Raw genomic sequence first — 16,098 nt, 5'->3', positions numbered from 1 at the left:
CTCCTGCTGGATGCGGCGCTTGCCGGGGCTAGAATGGGCGTGCGCCCAAACAGTATGGGCAGGCGCCCATACTGGCAATCCCCTGCGGCCGGGAGCGCCGCATTCCTCGTATCAGGAGAGGTCCTATGTCACCGCGTGGAGTGGCGATCCCCGACGTTCGCGAGCGGCTCTTCGACGCCGCGGAGCGGGTCCTGGCCCGCGAGGGCCCGGTCGCCTTGACGAGCAGAGCGATCACGGGTGAGGCGGGATGCGCCAAGGGGCTGTTGCACGCCCATTTCGACGGGCTGGACGAATTCGTCGCCGAGCTGGTCCTGGACCGGTTCGCACGCACCGCACGACAGGTCGGGGAACTGCCTGGGCAAGCCGGCCGCGCCACCGTGGCCGACAACCTCGCCACGGCCGCGCTCGCGCTCCTGAACTCCCTGGACCCCACGGTCATCGGCCTGGCGATGACCCGCCCTGGCGCCTCGCTCCGGATTCGTCAGGCACTTGAGGCCGGCGCACCGGGCTTCACGGCGATCCAGGACGCGATCACCGTCTACCTGGACGCCGAACAGCGTCTGGGTCGCCTCACGGACGGCACTGACACCACCACGGTCGCGCTCGCCCTCGTCGGAACCGTCCACCACCTCCTGATGACCGGCTGGGCCGGTGCACCGGACCCCCGCGAACAGACGGAGCGGCTGATCGCCCTACTCGTCGATGCCGACCCCGACGACGCCGCGGCCACTCGGGACGTGCCGGAGAAGTGAATCAGGCGCTGCGATGACCACTCCGGGCCGGCGACGCCCGGGGCGTGGTCGCACCTCGGCGGACAAGGCGCCTCGCCGCGGATGCTGATGCCGCGGCCGGGTCGGCGCGGACGAGGATCACGCCGCGCCCCAGAGGGGTGCGAGCCCATGGGGGAGGTTGATCAGCGGCTGGCCGTTGCGATGAGGCGTCGCAGCGTGGCGTGGGCGGGTGGACCCCAGGTGGGCTTGCCGCCGGGGCGGCCGTGGACGCCGGCATCTCCGATGAGGATGCAGGCGAGCGCGCGCAGCACCGCCCAACCGCGGGCGCGACGCAACGTCGAGGCGTCCGGGGTCGGCTGGTAGGCGCCGTGGAAGCGGTCAGCGGCGCCGTCCGGCAGCAGGACCCAAGCGGCGGCGAGGTCGCAGGCCGGATCGCCCGCGCAGAGGTCGCCGAAGTCGATCACACCGCAGAAGGTGCCGTCCCTGGTGAGAACGTTGGCCGGATGCAGGTCGCCGTGGAGCCACACTGCCGGGCCCGCCCAGTCGGGCGCGGCGGCGGCGTCTTCCCAGACCGCGCGGACGGCGCCCGGATCGGGGATCAGCCCCAGTTCGGTGGCCGAGGCGAGCCCGTTGGCGAAGCCGTCGGCGTGGTCGGCCAGCGGTCCCCCGCGGGCACGGCCGGCGGGCGCCCCTGCGGGAGCGGGTCGGTGAAGAGCCGTCAGGAACGCGGCCAAAGTGTCGGCCGCCTCCGCGGCGCGCGTGGCGGGGGCGCGGTCGGCGGGTTCGCCGGGCACCCAGGTGGTGATGATCCAGGGGCGCGGAAATCGTTCGGACGGCTCGCCGAGGCGCTGCGGGACGGGGACCGGCAGCGGAAGGTACGGAGCGAGGGCGGGCAGCCAGGCGTGCTCCTTGCGCAGCAATGTGTCCGCGGACTGCGTCGCCCAGGGCAACCGCACGGCGAGGTCGTCGCCGAGCCGCCACAGCTGATTGTCCCAACCACGCGCGCCGAGCTTCACGGGGTGATCGGCCAGGTCGGGGAACTGGTCGCGCAGCAGGTCCCGGACCATCTCCGCGGTGATCTCGATCTCGGTGTGGGTCATGCGGAGCAACGGTAGCCGGGCACCGGCCCGAGCGTACTTCCCCCGCCGGACGGTACGACGACGAGGAGTTCGACCCGCACGGCCTCCTCCGGGGAGGTCGGGCACGGTCGAGGCGTACAGAGATGTCTTGGCGCCTTTCGGTGTGGGGCGGAAAGCGGTGCGCAAGAGCGGGCTTGTGAGAAGCCCGTATGCGCGGCCACGGGTGCGGTCGGCGCCGCAGGTGAGCACGTGGGAGCGTGTGAGTCCGGGGCGACCGTCCCTGTGCAGCCTCAACCCGGCGGGGTCGGCACTTCGCTGCAGTTCCATGCGGAAGTGGAGATCGGCCCGCCGGGCTGCAGGTTGGCGAACGCCGTGCGACCTGGCACCGGGCACCTTGCCCGGGTGCTCCCGGAGGAAAATCGCCCGGCTCGCGGTCGGCGCGGCAGCTAGCATCGGCCGGTGCATGCCGAATCCCGTTCCTGGTCCCCGTATCCGAAGATCCCCGCCGGACGCCGGCTGGGTGAGACCGGCGGGCGGGAGTGGGTCGCGCAGGAGAAGATCCACGGCGCCAACTTCGCCGTCGTCTGCGATGACACCGGCCCGCGCCCGGCCAAACGCCGCGAACTGCTCGCAGACGGCGGCTTGGACGACTTCTTCGGCGTCGGCCGGATCTGGCCGGCCCTGGCGGTTGCCGCGCGTCGGTGTGCCGCGCTGCTGCGGGAGCAGTACGGGGCTGAGGGCTCGGCCGTCGTGACCGTCTACGGCGAACTCGCGGGCGGCCGCTACCCCCACCCCGACGTCGGCGCGGTGCCGGGAGCCGAGCCCGTGCAGACCGGCGTCTGGTACGCACCGGAGCTGCTGTGGCTGCCGTTCGACGCGACCGTCGCCACCGGCGACGGCCTGTGCTGGGTCTCCGACCAGGCGCTGCGGGACGCGGCCGACGCGGCCGGTCTGCGCTGCGCGCCCCTGCTGGCGCGCGGCACCCTTGCCCGGATCGGGCAGCTGCCGGTGGTCTTCCCGACCCGGCTGCCCGCGCTCCTGGGCCTGCCCGTACTGCCGGACAACCTCGCCGAGGGCATCGTCGTCAAACCCGCCGGGGAGTCATGGACGGCCGCCCCGCCGATGGCCAAGCTCAAGCAGCCCGCCTTCGCGGAGGACGAGCGCTTCGCCGGGTCCCGCCCCTACCAGGCGCCCGCCGAGGGCGCGGCCGGTGTACCCGGCTGGCTGCTGGCCCACGCCACGGGACTCCTCACACCGGCCCGGGCCGCCTCGGCGGTGAGCAAGCTGGGGCCTCGTGCCCCGGAACGGGAGGTGGCCGCCGAGATCGCCCGCGACGCCGTGGAGGAGACGGAGGAGGCCTTGGGCGGGCTGGACCGGTCCACGCGACACGCGCTGGAGAGCGCCCTGCACACAGGAGCCCTTTCCCTGACCCGCTTCGACGCGGCCGACCGCCGCACCGGATTCGCACGGTGACACGCGCCTGCGGCACGTCCCTTCGGCCACGACCCACGGCACAGTGGAGCCATGAGCGCTGACGACAGGAACCTTCTCGCCCGGGCCCGCGCGTCGACCAGGCTTCCGGCCCAGGACCTGGACCGGGCGAGGCGCTTCTACGCCGAGAAACTCGGTCTGGAGCCCGTGGACGAACGGCCCGGCGGGCTGCTGTACCGGTGCGCAGGCACGGAGTTCGTCGTTTTCAAGTCGACGGGCGCCTCGTCCGGCTCCTTCACCCAGATGGCATTGGAGGTCGACGACATCGAGACCGCGGTGTCGGAACTCAAGCAGCGCGGAGTGATCTTCGAAGAGGTGGACCTGCCAGGGTTCCGGACGAAGGACGGGATCGCCGAGATCGAGGGGAACTACCCTAGCAAGGGCGCGCGGGGAGAGCGTGGCGCGTGGTTCCGTGACAGCGAGGGGAACCTGCTGGGCATGGGCGAGCCGGTCGTCTGAGCCCGCTCGCCCCGCCGGGCGCGGCCCACCGCCGGCGGGCCTACCGCCGGGCGCGGCACGACCCGCTCACTGCCCGAACGCGTCGTGCCGCCCCGCACCCGAGGCGAACCGGCCCGCTCCCGCCTGGGTCTCGCCCGCGGTCAGCGGCACCAGACCGTGCCGGTACTCGCCCGCCAGCGCCTCCGCTTCGTCCAGCCCGTGCTGTTCCAGGACGGACAGCCGGTCGTGGCGCAGGCTCAGTTGGGGGAAGGCCGCGATCTCGCGGGCCAGCCCCTCCGCGGCCTCTCGCGCCTGCCCCGTGGGCACCACCCGGTTGGCGAGCCCGATCCCGTGCGCCTCGGCGGCGGTGACCGGACGACCCGTCAGGATCAGGTCCATGGCGCGGCTCTCGCCGATCAGGCGGGGCAGCCGTACCGTACCGCCGTCGATCAGCGGCACGCCCCAGCGGCGGCAGAACACCCCGAAGACCGCGTCCTCTTCCACCACCCGCAGATCGCACCAGAGCGCCAGCTCCAGGCCCCCGGCCACCGCGTGCCCCGCGACGGCCGCGATCACGGGCTTGCCGAGCCGCATCCGGGTAGGCCCCATGGGTCCGTCCCCCGACGCGAGGACCTGATTGCCGCGCTCGGTGCCGATGGCTTTGAGGTCGGCGCCCGCGCAGAAGGTCCCGCCCTCGCCCCACAGCACGGCGACGGCCGCGTCCTCGTCGGCCTCGAACCGGCGGAAGGCATCGGCGAGCTGCGCCGCCGCCGGACCGTCCACGGCGTTGCGGACCCCCGGCCTGCTCAGGATCACCGTGAACACCGGGCCGTCCCGTTCCACCCGTACCGAGGCCTGCTCGTCCACCATGCCGCACCCTCCTGCTCGCCGGCCTCCATTGTGTGGGAGGGCGGCCACCGCAGGGGGTTTCAGCGCAGGCCGGTGAATTCCCAGGCCTGGATGTCGCGGTAGTGGATCGGGCCGGGGCCGCGGCCTATGTTGCTGCCGACCAGGTGGAGACGTTCGGCCGGCCACGGGCGGCCGGTGAACCCGGTGAGGGTGGCGGCGACTTCCACCGTGCTGGAGGCGTCGCTGCGGCGGGAGCGGGCCAGCGTCAGGTGCGGACGCAGCGGCCGGTCTTCGAAGGCGATACCGCATTCCTTGACGACGGTACGCACCTGCGCGGTGAGCAGGTGCAGTCCGTCGAGCTCCCCGCCGATCCCGCTCCACAGCACCCGGTGGTCGAAGTGTCCGCTGCCGCGCAGCGCCAGCTCCAGGGGGCGGTGCGCTGCGGCGAGGGCGGCGAGCGGTGGTTGCAGGAGCGGGACCGCGGAGACCGGGAGTTCACCGAGGAAGGCCAGCGTGATGTGCCAGTCCTCGATGCGGTTCCACCGCATGCCCGGGTAGGCGCGGTGGGCGGGCCGCAGTTCCCGGGCCAGTTCCTCCTTGGCGTCGTCGGGCGGGGCGAGGGCGATGAACAGACGGACGGTCGCGGGCTGGATCTCTTCGTTCACGAGGGACTTCGTACCGCACCCCGGATGATCCCGTCATCTCTCGTCCGATCCGATACCTCCGGCGCCATTCGGTCCGGGGGAGTCCGCACCCGGCTACGTGGTGCCCGTCATGCTGGCGAACACGACCACGTTGCTGTCGTAGTAGTGCTTCTTCGGGTCGAACTCGCCGCCGCACGTGACCAGGCGAAGACCTGCGTGGTCGAGGTTCTTGTAGACCTCGAGCGTCGGGAACTCGGCCTTCGGGTACTCGGCGACCCGGTCCACCGTGAACGTGGCCGTCTTGTTGTCCCGACGGGTCACCTTGATCGTGTCACCGGCCTTCATCGTCTTGAGTTTCTGGAACACGGCCGCCGCGCCGTTCCACGTGACATGACCGGCGATCACGGCGGGCCCCTGGGAGCCGGGCGTCGGCCCCGGCTCGTACCAGCCCGCGAGACCGGGGTCCTTCGGGGTCTGCATCGTTCCGTCCGCGTTCTGCCGCAGGGTCTCCAAGGAACTGGAGAGCCCGAGGGACGGGATCGAGATGCTCTGCGGCTCCGACCGGGCGAGTGCGGGCTTGGCCTGGCCGGCACCCGAGCCCGAACCGGTCTGCGCCCCGCCCTTCGGCGACGCCTGGTGGCCGCCGGGGGATGCCTGCCCGGTGGGAGCGCCTCCGGCGCTGCCGCTCACCGGCGCCCCGCCCTGCGGGGCCTGGCCCTGAGGGGCGGCGGGCGCCGCCGCATCCTGGCCCCCGCACCCCGCGAGAAGCAGCGTGGCGAGGGCGGCGGCGGCCAAGGAGGCTGCGGACCGGCGGCGGCCGGGACGCGCGGTGGATGCGGCAGGTGCGCGAAGCACGGCCGGTGCGGAGCTCTGCCCGGCCCTCACGCGGCGGCGCCCATGCTCTCCGTGCGGACGCGGACCGACGCGGCCCGCCTCCGCGCGACGAACAACGCGCCGGCTGCAGCACCCGCCATCGCCGCGGACAGGGCGAGTGCCGCCCCGGTGATCGCCGTCTCCGGCGTCGCCGCGTTCTGCGGAGCACCGCCGCCGGTCTCGATGCCGCCGACGGGGATGGATCCCACGGAGGCGCCCATGACCATCCCGCAGTTGGTCGGAGCCGTGGCCTCCTGGGGCAGCTTCGGGTCGAGCTCGCTCTTGCCGGCCCCCTCGAAGTCGTACTTGCCGTTCTTGTTGCGGTCGATGCCGTGCTGCACGATGTGCAGGTCCTTGATGTGGTCGACCACGGCCTGCGAGACGGTGATCGTCCGCTTGTACGAGACCTTGCCCTGCTTGTTCGCGATGGGCATCCGCTCCACGGCGAGGCCGCTGGTCGCCTGGGTGTCCCCGGTCGTGGTGAGCGAGATGTTGATGTCGCCGTAGTCGACGGTGGCCTCGGTGTTGCTGAGGATCCCGTCGCCGTCGGTGTCGTCACTGGCATCCGGGCACTGGAAGTCGTGCCCGTTGGTCGAGCCGTGCAGATGCTGGGCCGACGGAGACCCGGGCACCATGCCCTCGGACTCGATCTGGACGGTCAGCTGGTTGCCCTTGAGGCTGAGCATGGCCGTACCGCGGGAACCGGAGTTGTTGAGCTGCGCCAGATCGATCTGGTACGCCTTTCCGCCCTCCGCGAGAGCCGGGCCGGAAAGCCCTACGGTCAGGAACACGGCGGCGGGCACGGCGGCGAGCACCACGAGGCGACCAGTGCGCTTGGCTATCACATTCGCTCCTGTTCCGCGGTTTCCCGGGGTGGGGAACCGCAGATCGTACGGTTTGAAGTGAGCTCCCGGAGAGGGTCTCGCCGCTACTTCGGAGCCCCGACGTCCTTGGATTGGTGTTTCTTCGAGAAATTTCTGCGTGGTCGACGTCCGGCGCCCTGACCAGCGAAAACCACGAGAAGTCATCACAGGGCGCTGTCACGCGCCGGACCTCGTCGCGCCAGGCAGCGGTCCACGCGTCATCCAGATGCGCGACATCTCTTCTGCCAGGACGGGGCGCGGCCGGCCTCACGCAACATCTCCGTGCGTACGAGACTCGCGTGCGCGGTGCACTTCGGACCGCTGTTCCGATGCAGCCGGATCACCGTATTGACCATGGGACGACGGCCCAGGTGCAGGCCGGTGCGTTGCACCCCGGCCGCCGTCTCGAGGGCGGAAGGCCTCCGTCGAACGAAGGGCTTCGGCACGGCGGATTCCGGGTGGCGCAATCGAGTCCCGCACGTGACGGTAATGCGCTTCCGGCGGGGCCTGCCAGTTCTCGAACGTGTTGCGGAAACCGGAGATCCGCAGATCAGAATTCCGCGCGCGGCTCGAGGTAGAGCTCGACGAACAAACCTCTCAGCTGCATGCGGACGGGGAGATGGTGAACCCTTTCCGCCCCGTACCCCGCGTTCTCGCGCAGGGCCTGCGCCTCCATTGCCCAGGACCGATGGTCGACGCGAGGAGCCGGTATTCGTCCGGCGTCTTTCGCCGTCGCCGGGCTTGGTTCTGTCCGGTCCTTCCTAGCCGATCACGCGGCGGTCGAACGCATATTTGCCCGCTGATGCTAAGAACTCGGCCCGCGATCCGACGATCCGATGGGCCGAGGGCTGCCGCGAAGGCGGCCGGGGAGTCCACCGAGGCGTACACCGTCGTCGCGTCCACCACCCAGGCCGCTCCCAGGTCGAGGCGGACCGGCGGGTTCAGGTGCAGGGCCACGTTCAGCGCCCCGCCCACCGAACAGGCAACCGCCCCCGCCTCACCCGGCACGGGCCGCGGGCCCCGGCCCAGGACGGTGCGTACCACGAGCCGGGCGGCAGCATCGAAGAAGGCAACACCGTGGTGACGGCCTCCGTTGCCACCAGGGCCGGCACCATCTGGCGCAGCTCCGCGGAGTGCCGCACCGGGGGGACGGAAAGTGATGAACGTCAGGGAAGCGCCGGGTACTTGTCGTCCGACGGTGCGGTTTCGCGCCAACTCTTCGTGATTTCAGGTGGGTTGTGGCTGTGTGGACCTATGTTCCAGGGGTCCGCCGGTTCGCCCCAGGAGGTCAGATTGCAGTACAGGCGACGCTTCCTCGCCTCTTTCCGCGTGTTACGCCGCTCCCACCTGCTCATCGCCCTCGGCCTCGGCTCGCTGCTGGTCGGTCTGATGCCGTGGCTCGGGGTCGAAGGGCCGGCAGCAGCGGGCCGCGCCCCGGTGCCCCGACCCGCACCCGTTCCGTTCGACCAACAGACGGCGAAGCAGTCACCGCACCACGGCGTCGCGCCGGCGAACGCCATGGAACCCATGGCTCCCCTTCTCGACCGCAGCGGCTGGACGGCCACGGCGAGCGACGAGGAGACCGGCGGCGAGAACGGCCGCGCGGCCAACGTGCTCGACGGCAACGACAGCACGATCTGGCACAGCAAGTGGGCCGGTACCCCCACCCCCTTGCCGCACAGCATCACCATCGACCTGCACCGCACGGCGGTCGTCTCCGCCCTCCTCTACCGCCCTCGCGCGGACGGCGCCAACGGCCGCGTCGGGGAGTACGGCATCAGCGTCAGTACGGACGGACAGGCGTGGGCGAGCCCGGTCGCCTCGGGCACGCTCGCCGACGACGGGAGCACCAAGACGCTCGGGTTCGCCCCGCAAGGGGCCCGGTTCGTACGGTTGACGGCGCTCACCGAGGCCGGCGGCCGCGGGCCCTGGACCTCCGCCGCCGAGATCAACCTGCTGGGCGACCCCGGCACCCCCGCAGCCACCGTCGACCTGTCCCGGACCGGCTGGACGGCCACGGCCAGCGACGAGGAGACCGGCGGCGGGAGCGGCCGCGCGGCCAACGTGCTCGACGGCAACGACAGCACGATCTGGCACAGCAAGTGGACCGGTACCCCCGCCCCCTTGCCGCACAGCATCACCATCGACATGCACCGCACCACAGCCGTCTCCGCCCTCGTCTACCAGCCCCGCGTCGACGGACCCAACGGCCGGGCGGGCACGTACACCGTCAGCACCAGCACCGACGGCACGGCCTTCGCCGCGCCGGTCGCCGCGGGCACCTGGCGCGACGACGACACCGTCAAGACCGCCACCTTCACCCGCACCGAGACCGCCCGCTTCATACGTCTGACCGTGACCACCGAAGCCGGCGGCCGCGGACCCTGGACCTCGGCCGGTGAGATACGCCTGAGCGGACCGGCAAGCCCGGCCGTCCACGGCGCCTGGGACCGGATCACCGGCTTCCCGCTGGTGCCCGTGGCCACCGCCGCGCTGCCCGGCGACAAGCTGCTCGCCTGGTCCGCGTACGCCGTCGACCGCTTCGGCGGCAGCAACGGCTACACCCAGACCGCGATCCTGGACCTGAAGACCGGCAAGGTCACACAGCGCCGCATCGACAACACCGGCCACGACATGTTCTGCCCCGGCATCGCCATGCTGGCCGACGGCCGCGTACTGGTCACCGGTGGGAGCAACGCGGAGAAGGCGAGCATCTACGATCCGGCCACCGACACCTGGTCCGCCACCACCAGCATGAACATCGCCCGCGGCTACCAGGCCATGACGCTGCTCTCCACCGGCGAAGCCTTCGTCCTCGGCGGATCCTGGAGCGGAGCCACAGGTGACAAGGCCGGCGAGGCCTGGTCGCCGGACACCCGTACGTGGCGCAGGCTCCCCGGGGTCTCGGCCGTCCCGGCGCTGACCGCCGACCCGGCCGGACCGTACCGGGCCGACAACCACATGTGGCTGCACGCCACTTCGGGCGGCAAGGTACTGCAATTGGGGCCGGGCAGGCGGATGAACTGGATCTCGACCAGCGGCCAGGGCAGCATCACGCCCGCCGGCACACGGGCCGACAGCCAGGACGCCATGACCGGCAACGCCGTCTCCTACGACATCGGCAAACTCCTCACCCTGGGCGGCTCGCCCGCCTACGAGAAGACCCCGGCCACGCGGCGCGCCTACACGGTGAGCATCTCGGGCAGCCAGGAGGTGAAGGCGGCCCGTACGGGTGACATGGAGTACGCCCGCGCCTTCAGCAACAGCGTCGTCCTGCCGGACGGGAAGGTGGCCGTCTTCGGCGGGCAGGCCTATCCGGTGCCCTTCAGCGATGCGACGTCGGTGCTGGCCCCCGAGCTCTGGGACCCGTCGACCGGCAGCTTCACCCCGCTCGCCACCATGGCCGTTCCGCGCAACTACCACAGCGTGGCCAACCTGCTGCCGGACGGGCGGATCTTCTCCGGCGGCGGGGGCCTGTGCGGTGACTGCGCGACCAACCACGCCGACGGGGCCGTCTTCACGCCGCCGTACCTGCTCAACGCGGACGGATCAGCGAAGCCGCGTCCCGTCATCACCGCAGGCGTGCCCCCCAGGGCGGCCCCCGGCACATCGCTCACGGTGAGCACACAGGCCCCGGTTGCGTCCTTCGTCCTGATGCGGGCCGCGGCCGCAACCCACTCCACCGACAACGACCAGCGGCGGGTACCCCTCGCTTCCACGGCCACGGGATCCGGCGCGTACACGGTGTCCCTCCCCGCTGACACCGGTGTGGTCCTGCCGGGGAACTACATGCTGTTCGCCCTCGACGCCCAGGGGGTTCCGAGCATCGCGAAGTTCGTCACCATCTCCTGACCCCAGGGGCGGTGTCCGGCTGTGGATGAGCAGCCGGACGCCGCCTCCGTCGACCCTCCGACCCATGAGATCGTCCGATAAATTGGCCCACCGGACGGCCCGTTCACCGCGGGGCCGGCCGACGGCCATGGGGACGGGGGAGTCGGTGGAGTCTTTGCGGCCCGGTGACCAGCCGGAGATCGGCGGGTACCGCCTGCTGGCACGGCTCGGTGAGGGAGGAATGGGCGAGGTGTACCTGGCCCGGACGCCGTCCGGCCGGCCTCTGGCCCTGAAGACCGTGCACCGGGAACTGAGTCTGGAGCCGGACTTCGCCGAACGGTTCGCACGGGAGATCCGCACCAACGACCGTGTGCGCAGTGCGTGGACGGTCTCGGTGGTGGACTTCAGCCCGCCGGGCGTGCTGCCGCAGTGGCTGGCGACGGAGTACGTCGCCGCACCGTCGCTGGGCGACTGGGTGCACCGGCAGGGGCCGCTGGCGGCGCCCGCCGTGTGGTGCCTGGCCCGGGAGCTGTCCTCCGCGCTCGTCGCCGTTCGGGCGGCGGGGGTCGTCCACCGCGACATCAAGCCGGCGAACGTGCTGCTCGGTCCGGAGCGGCCCTTCCTCATCGATTTCGGCATCGCCCGCGCCGTGCGCGACCCGCGCCACACCCGGACGGGCGCGGTCATCGGCACGCCCGGTTTCCTCGCGCCGGAGCAGGCGACCGGCGCCGTGGCCGGGGCGCCGGCCGACGTGTTCTCCCTCGCCGCGGTCCTCGTGTATGCGGCGACGGGCCGCAGTCCCTTCCTGGCGGGCGGCGAGGAGCTGCAACTGCCGGGCCTCCTGTACCGGATCGTCCACGACGAGCCCCTGCTCGACGGCGTGCCCGAAGCGCTCCTCCCGCTGGTGAGGGAGTGCCTGGCCAAGGACCCCGACCGGCGTCCCACCGCCGAGGAGGTACGGGCGCGGCTCGGCGCCGCGCAGGAGGGGGACTGGAGCACGGCGGTGCCACCGGCCCTCGTCGCCGACGTCGGCCGCCGGGAGGCCGAGCTCACGCGACTCCTGACCACACCGCAGCCGCCTGCGTACGCCCCTGCGGGGCCCGGGACTTCGCCGGTTCCGCCGCCGCGGCCGCCGGTCCTGCCCCCTCCCGTCGCACCGGTGCCGCCGGCCACGGCTCCCGGTACTCCGCTCTCGTCCCGGCGGCCCCTGGTGATCGGCGCGGTCGCCGGCGCCGCCGCGCTCGCGGCGGTCGTCACGCTCGCGATCCGGCTCGGCGGGGGCGACGGCGACGCCGGCACGGCCGCGCCCCCCACCGCCTCGCGCACCCCGTCCGTACCGGCAACCTCCGCGGCGGCGTTGCCGGCTTCGTGGGTCGGCACGTGGTCCGGCGTCGGGCCCGGCACACCGGACGCGGACGGCATCACGCTGGCGCGGACGGGTGAGTTCGACGTCACGGTCACCCTGCAGGCCGGCGCTGCGGGCGAGATCGTGGGCCGGCAGATCAGCGACGTCAAGGAGGTCTCCAGCGGGCGCAACCTGGGCTGCACGGAGGCCCTCGAGCTGCGGCAGATCAAGGGGAACACCGCGGTCCTGGCGGCAGCGACCAGCCACCCGACCGACCGCGCCGCCTCCTTCGACTGCCCCCGCGGCAACCTCTACGTACTGACCCTGGAGGAACCGGACCGGCTGACGCTCCAGTCGGAAGGCGCACAGTCGGCCGGAGCCCCCGCCGCCCTGACCCGCAACCACTGACCCGCCCGCTCGACACCCACCCCGTGCCCTGAACGGGCACGTGGCTGCCCGAGCCGGCGGCCCGGCGCCGCGGCCGGAGCCCGGCGTGACGACGCGCTGCCCCGGCGGGCTCAGTTGTTGACGAAGGTGAGGCTGGTGGCGTCGTAGCGGGTGCCCGCGATCTCCGAGGGCGGAGCCGCGGCCTCGATGGCGGCGAGGTCCTCGGGGGACAGCTCGACGGCCAGGGCCGCGAGGTTCTCCTCCAGGTACCGCTGCCGCCGCGTGCCGGGGATCGGCACCACGTCGTCGCCCCGGTGCTGCACCCAGGCCAGGGCGAGCTGGCCGGCGGTGACTCCCTTCGCCGCGGCCAGCTCGTTCAGCTTCGCGACGATCGCCAGGTTCTGTTCGAGGTTGCCATCGGCGAACCGCGGCTGAGTGCGGCGTACGTCGTTCTCGGCCAGCCCCTCCACCGAGCTGTACTGCCCGGTCAGAAAACCGCGCCCGAGCGGGGAGAACGGAACCAGGCCGATGCCGAGCTCGCGGCAGACGGGGGCGATCTCCGCCTCCAGGTCGCGGGTCCACAGCGACCACTCGCTCTGCAGCGCGGCGATCGGGTGCACCGCGTGCGCCCGCCGGACGGTGCCCGCGCCGGCCTCGGACAGCCCGAGGTGACGGACCTTGCCGGCCTGCACCAGCTCGGCCATGGCGCCGACGGTCTCCTCGATCGGCACCTGCGGATCGACCCGGTGCTGGTAGTAGAGGTCGATGTGGTCGACCCCGAGCCGGCGCAGCGACGCCTCGCACGCCTGCCGTACGTAGGCTGCGTCGCCGCGGACCCGGACCGGCTCGCCCAGGCGGCTGGCGAAGCCGAACTTCGTGGCCAGCACCACCTCGTCGCGGCGCCCGGCGACGGCCCGCCCGATCAGCTCCTCGTTGTGCCCGGCGCCGTAGAAGTCGGCGGTGTCCAGGAAGGTCACCCCGAGGTCCAGGGCATGGTGCAGGGTCGCGATCGACTGCGTGTCGTCCGAGGCGCCGTAGCCGTGGCTCATGCCCATGCACCCCAGGCCCTGCGCGGAGACCGCCAGGTTGCCCAGGTACCGGGTGGGGACATCGGTCATGGTGCTGCCTCCTGATCTAGGGATCATCTGCAAAGGACGCTAGGTGTTGGAGTGCGCTCCATGTCAACCAACGGCCCGGGCGCCGAGCTGCCCGCGGCCGGGATGTGTATCCGGGGTGTATCAAGCAGCGCTTGGTTGTCCATCGAAACGGCGCGCAGGCCCTCGGCGATGCGGGGTGCACGGAGCGCCGGACGTCCCTGGAACCGGCTGCTCCCCGAGCCCCGCCACACCGTCTGACCTGTGTGTTCTCTGATGGTGGAGGCTCCCGGGAGGGCGATGCGCGTCCCGCGTGCGACACGGTCGCCGCGCCCGATGCCTGCCGTATCGTTCCTTTCAGGTCGCCGGCCGTGCGTGAGTGCACACGGGACCGATGCCTGACCCAGCCCCCCGAACAGGAGTCTTCTCCGTGTCCTCGCCCACCCCGGCTCCGGCCCCTCCGCGCCCCGTTCGCGTGCTGCTGGTGGAGGACGACGAGCTGATGCGCCGCTCCTTCGCCGTCGCCCTCGAGCGCTACGGCTACGAGGTGAAGGCGGCGGCCGACGGGCTCGCCGGTCTGGAGCTCTTCCGCGACGACAGCTTCGACCTGCTGATCCTGGACGTGATGCTGCCCGGTCTGGACGGCATCGGCCTGTGCCGCAGAGTCCGGGAAACCAGCCTGGTGCCGATCTTGATGATGTCCGCGCGCGGCGACGGGCTCGACGTCGTCGCCGGCCTGGAGGCCGGAGCGGACGACTACGTCGTCAAGCCCGTGGACACCTACGTACTCGTGGCACGCATCCGCTCGCTGCTGCGCCGGGCCACCTACGCGCCTGCTGCCGGAACCGGGCGCGCTCCGGGCGAGGAGGAACCGTCGGCCGGCGGACACCGCCTGGTTTTCGGGGACCTGACCATCGACACCGGCGGCCTCGAGGTGTTCGTCTCGGAAAGCCCGGTGGCGCTGACCCCGACCGAGCTGAAGCTCCTGCTGGAGTTCGCCGCCCACCCGGGCGTCGTGCTCGAGCGCCACACCCTGCTGCGCAACGTATGGGAGTACGGCTGGGACGGCGACAGCCGGGTCGTGGACCTGTGCGTGCAGCGGCTGCGCAGGAAACTGGGCCGGGACCGGATCGAGACGGTCCGCGGCTTCGGCTACAAGTTCAGGCGCTGAGCCGGATGGGCCTGTTCCACCGGCTGCGGCCGGCCCGCGCGTCCCTGCGCCGGAAGATCGCCGCACTGGCCGCGGCCACCGCATGCCTGGTCGTGGCGGCGGTGGGCGTGCTGGTCCATCTGTGGACCGCGAGCGACATCCGCAGCCGGGCCGAACGGGATGCGTTCAACACCGTCTACTCGGCCATGGACACCTACCGGCGTACCGGAACGCTGGCGGAGGGTGCCGAACTCGATCCCGCCGGCCTGCCCGACGTACTGCGCCACCCGGCCGACGGCAACCGGCGTACGGCCTACGACGGATACGTCAACGGCAACCTGGGGCCGAGCGTCTGGGGCGCCCAGCGGGTCGGCGGCCCGGGCAGCCCGGTGCTGGCCGTCCGTTTCAACATGAACTCGGACCTCTACGGGTTGCGCCGGCTCGACGTGAGCATGGCGGTGGCCTCCCTGGTCTCGCTGGCCGCGGCCGTGCCCCTGGCGGTCTACGGGGCCGGGTTGCTCAGCCGCCGGCTGCGGCGGGTCTCCGAGACGGCGGTCCGGATCTCCGCCGGGGACCTCGATGCCCGTACCGGGCCGATCAAGGGCGGCGACGAGGTGGCCGACATCGCCGCCACCGTCGACCACATGGCCGACAGTCTCGGCCGACGGCTGCGTGCCGAGCGCCAGTTCACCGCGGACGTGGCCCACGAGCTGCGCACGCCGGTCGGCGGCCTGCTGGTCGCCACCGACCTGCTGCCGCCCGGTGAGACCGAGGACCTGCTCCGGGGTCGCGTACGGGACCTGCGCGGCCTGGTCGAGGACCTGCTGGAGATCTCCCGGCTGGATGCGGGCGCGGAGCAGCCGGTTCGCGTCCGTGTGCCGCTCGGCGCAGTCGTCCGCGAGGCCGTGGCCCGGACCGGACTCGACGCGGAGGTCGTCGTCGCCGATGCGCCGGGCGGAGGGTCCGCCGAGCCCGAGCCCGTGGAGACCGACCCGCGCCGCCTCGAACGGATCGTCGGCAACCTCGTCGTCAACGCCCACCGGCACGGCGCGACCCCGGCCGAAGGCCCGGATGAGGTCACCGTCGAGGTCACCGTCAAGGGCCGCACGGTCGTCGTACGCGACCACGGCCCGGGCTTCCCGCCGGACCTGCTGCGCGACGGTCCGCGCCGCTTCCACACGGGCGCGGCGGAGCGCGGTTCGGGCCACGGCCTGGGCCTGACCATCGCCCTGGGCCAGGCCCGGGTCCTCGGCGCCGAGCTGCGCCTGGCCAACGCCCCGGACGGCGGCGCCGTCGCGACCCTGCTCCTGCCGGCCTGACCGC

General features: G+C 72.4%; 13 protein-coding genes. 7 read left to right on the top strand and 6 right to left on the bottom strand.

Annotated elements, in window-relative coordinates:
* The first annotated feature begins 125 nt into the window (after positions 1–125).
* Complete coding sequence (locus ACZ49B_RS32975) at positions 126–752, top strand: TetR/AcrR family transcriptional regulator (RefSeq protein WP_468313185.1); 627 nt, start codon at positions 126–128, stop codon at positions 750–752.
* Between the two features lie 161 nt (positions 753–913).
* Here ACZ49B_RS32975 and ACZ49B_RS32970 read toward each other — a convergent pair whose 3' ends face one another.
* Positions 914–1,831 (bottom strand): aminoglycoside phosphotransferase family protein, encoded by a 918-nt coding sequence (locus ACZ49B_RS32970; protein ID WP_468313182.1) that lies wholly within the window; start codon positions 1,829–1,831, stop codon positions 914–916.
* 438 nt (positions 1,832–2,269) lie between these two features.
* Between ACZ49B_RS32970 and ACZ49B_RS32965 the strand changes: the two genes are divergently transcribed.
* The gene (locus ACZ49B_RS32965; protein ID WP_468313179.1) at positions 2,270–3,283 is read left to right on the top strand and encodes an RNA ligase family protein; all 1,014 of its coding nucleotides are present in this window, start codon (positions 2,270–2,272) and stop codon (positions 3,281–3,283) included.
* 51 nt (positions 3,284–3,334) lie between these two features.
* Entirely contained in the window at positions 3,335–3,760 is a 426-nt protein-coding gene (locus ACZ49B_RS32960; protein WP_468313176.1) for a VOC family protein, read from the top strand.
* A gap of 66 nt (positions 3,761–3,826) precedes the next feature.
* Here ACZ49B_RS32960 and ACZ49B_RS32955 read toward each other — a convergent pair whose 3' ends face one another.
* The 4 genes from ACZ49B_RS32955 to ACZ49B_RS32940 all read right to left on the bottom strand — a co-directional run bounded on the left by ACZ49B_RS32955 (position 3,827) and on the right by ACZ49B_RS32940 (position 6,950).
* The gene (locus ACZ49B_RS32955; protein WP_468313173.1) at positions 3,827–4,609 is read right to left on the bottom strand and encodes a crotonase/enoyl-CoA hydratase family protein; all 783 of its coding nucleotides are present in this window, start codon (positions 4,607–4,609) and stop codon (positions 3,827–3,829) included.
* A gap of 59 nt (positions 4,610–4,668) precedes the next feature.
* Positions 4,669–5,253 (bottom strand): RNA 2',3'-cyclic phosphodiesterase, encoded by a 585-nt coding sequence (gene thpR / locus ACZ49B_RS32950; RefSeq protein WP_468313171.1) that lies wholly within the window; start codon positions 5,251–5,253, stop codon positions 4,669–4,671.
* A gap of 93 nt (positions 5,254–5,346) precedes the next feature.
* The gene (locus ACZ49B_RS32945) at positions 5,347–6,087 is read right to left on the bottom strand and encodes a class F sortase (protein WP_468313168.1); all 741 of its coding nucleotides are present in this window, start codon (positions 6,085–6,087) and stop codon (positions 5,347–5,349) included.
* 26 nt (positions 6,088–6,113) lie between these two features.
* Entirely contained in the window at positions 6,114–6,950 is an 837-nt protein-coding gene (locus ACZ49B_RS32940) for a hypothetical protein (RefSeq protein ID WP_468313165.1), read from the bottom strand.
* Positions 6,951–8,261: 1,311 nt separating this feature from the next.
* Between ACZ49B_RS32940 and ACZ49B_RS32935 the strand changes: the two genes are divergently transcribed.
* On the top strand, positions 8,262–10,820 hold the full coding sequence (locus ACZ49B_RS32935; protein ID WP_468313162.1) for a discoidin domain-containing protein: 2,559 nt from the start codon (positions 8,262–8,264) through the stop codon (positions 10,818–10,820).
* A gap of 64 nt (positions 10,821–10,884) precedes the next feature.
* Positions 10,885–12,552, top strand: a complete 1,668-nt coding sequence (locus ACZ49B_RS32930; protein ID WP_468313159.1) for a serine/threonine-protein kinase — start codon at positions 10,885–10,887, stop codon at positions 12,550–12,552.
* A gap of 110 nt (positions 12,553–12,662) precedes the next feature.
* Here the strand turns inward: ACZ49B_RS32930 and ACZ49B_RS32925 are convergent, their stop codons facing one another.
* Positions 12,663–13,649: an aldo/keto reductase gene (locus ACZ49B_RS32925; protein WP_468313156.1), complete on the bottom strand. Its 987-nt coding sequence runs from the start codon at positions 13,647–13,649 to the stop codon at positions 12,663–12,665.
* Between the two features lie 451 nt (positions 13,650–14,100).
* Here ACZ49B_RS32925 and cseB point away from each other — a divergent pair, with 451 nt between their 5' ends.
* On the top strand, positions 14,101–14,796 hold the full coding sequence (gene cseB / locus ACZ49B_RS32920; protein WP_468313264.1) for a two-component system response regulator CseB: 696 nt from the start codon (positions 14,101–14,103) through the stop codon (positions 14,794–14,796).
* A gap of 5 nt (positions 14,797–14,801) precedes the next feature.
* Positions 14,802–16,094: a sensor histidine kinase gene (locus ACZ49B_RS32915; protein ID WP_468313153.1), complete on the top strand. Its 1,293-nt coding sequence runs from the start codon at positions 14,802–14,804 to the stop codon at positions 16,092–16,094.
* Positions 16,095–16,098 lie beyond the last annotated feature (4 nt).

It is taken from the genome of Streptomyces sp. NPDC031132, assembly GCF_055570595.1.
Note: the sequence above shows the minus strand (reverse complement) of the source record. Positions and strands in the feature narration are given on the sequence as shown.

Coding starts and splice junctions, on each gene's coding strand:
- ACZ49B_RS32975 (WP_468313185.1), top strand. CDS start 126: ATGTCACCGCGTGGAGTGGCGATCCCCGACGTTCGCGAGCGGCTCTTC.
- ACZ49B_RS32970 (WP_468313182.1), bottom strand. CDS start 1,831: ATGACCCACACCGAGATCGAGATCACCGCGGAGATGGTCCGGGACCTG.
- ACZ49B_RS32960 (WP_468313176.1), top strand. CDS start 3,335: ATGAGCGCTGACGACAGGAACCTTCTCGCCCGGGCCCGCGCGTCGACC.
- ACZ49B_RS32955 (WP_468313173.1), bottom strand. CDS start 4,609: ATGGTGGACGAGCAGGCCTCGGTACGGGTGGAACGGGACGGCCCGGTG.
- ACZ49B_RS32930 (WP_468313159.1), top strand. CDS start 10,885: ATGAGATCGTCCGATAAATTGGCCCACCGGACGGCCCGTTCACCGCGG.
- ACZ49B_RS32925 (WP_468313156.1), bottom strand. CDS start 13,649: ATGACCGATGTCCCCACCCGGTACCTGGGCAACCTGGCGGTCTCCGCG.
- ACZ49B_RS32915 (WP_468313153.1), top strand. CDS start 14,802: ATGGGCCTGTTCCACCGGCTGCGGCCGGCCCGCGCGTCCCTGCGCCGG.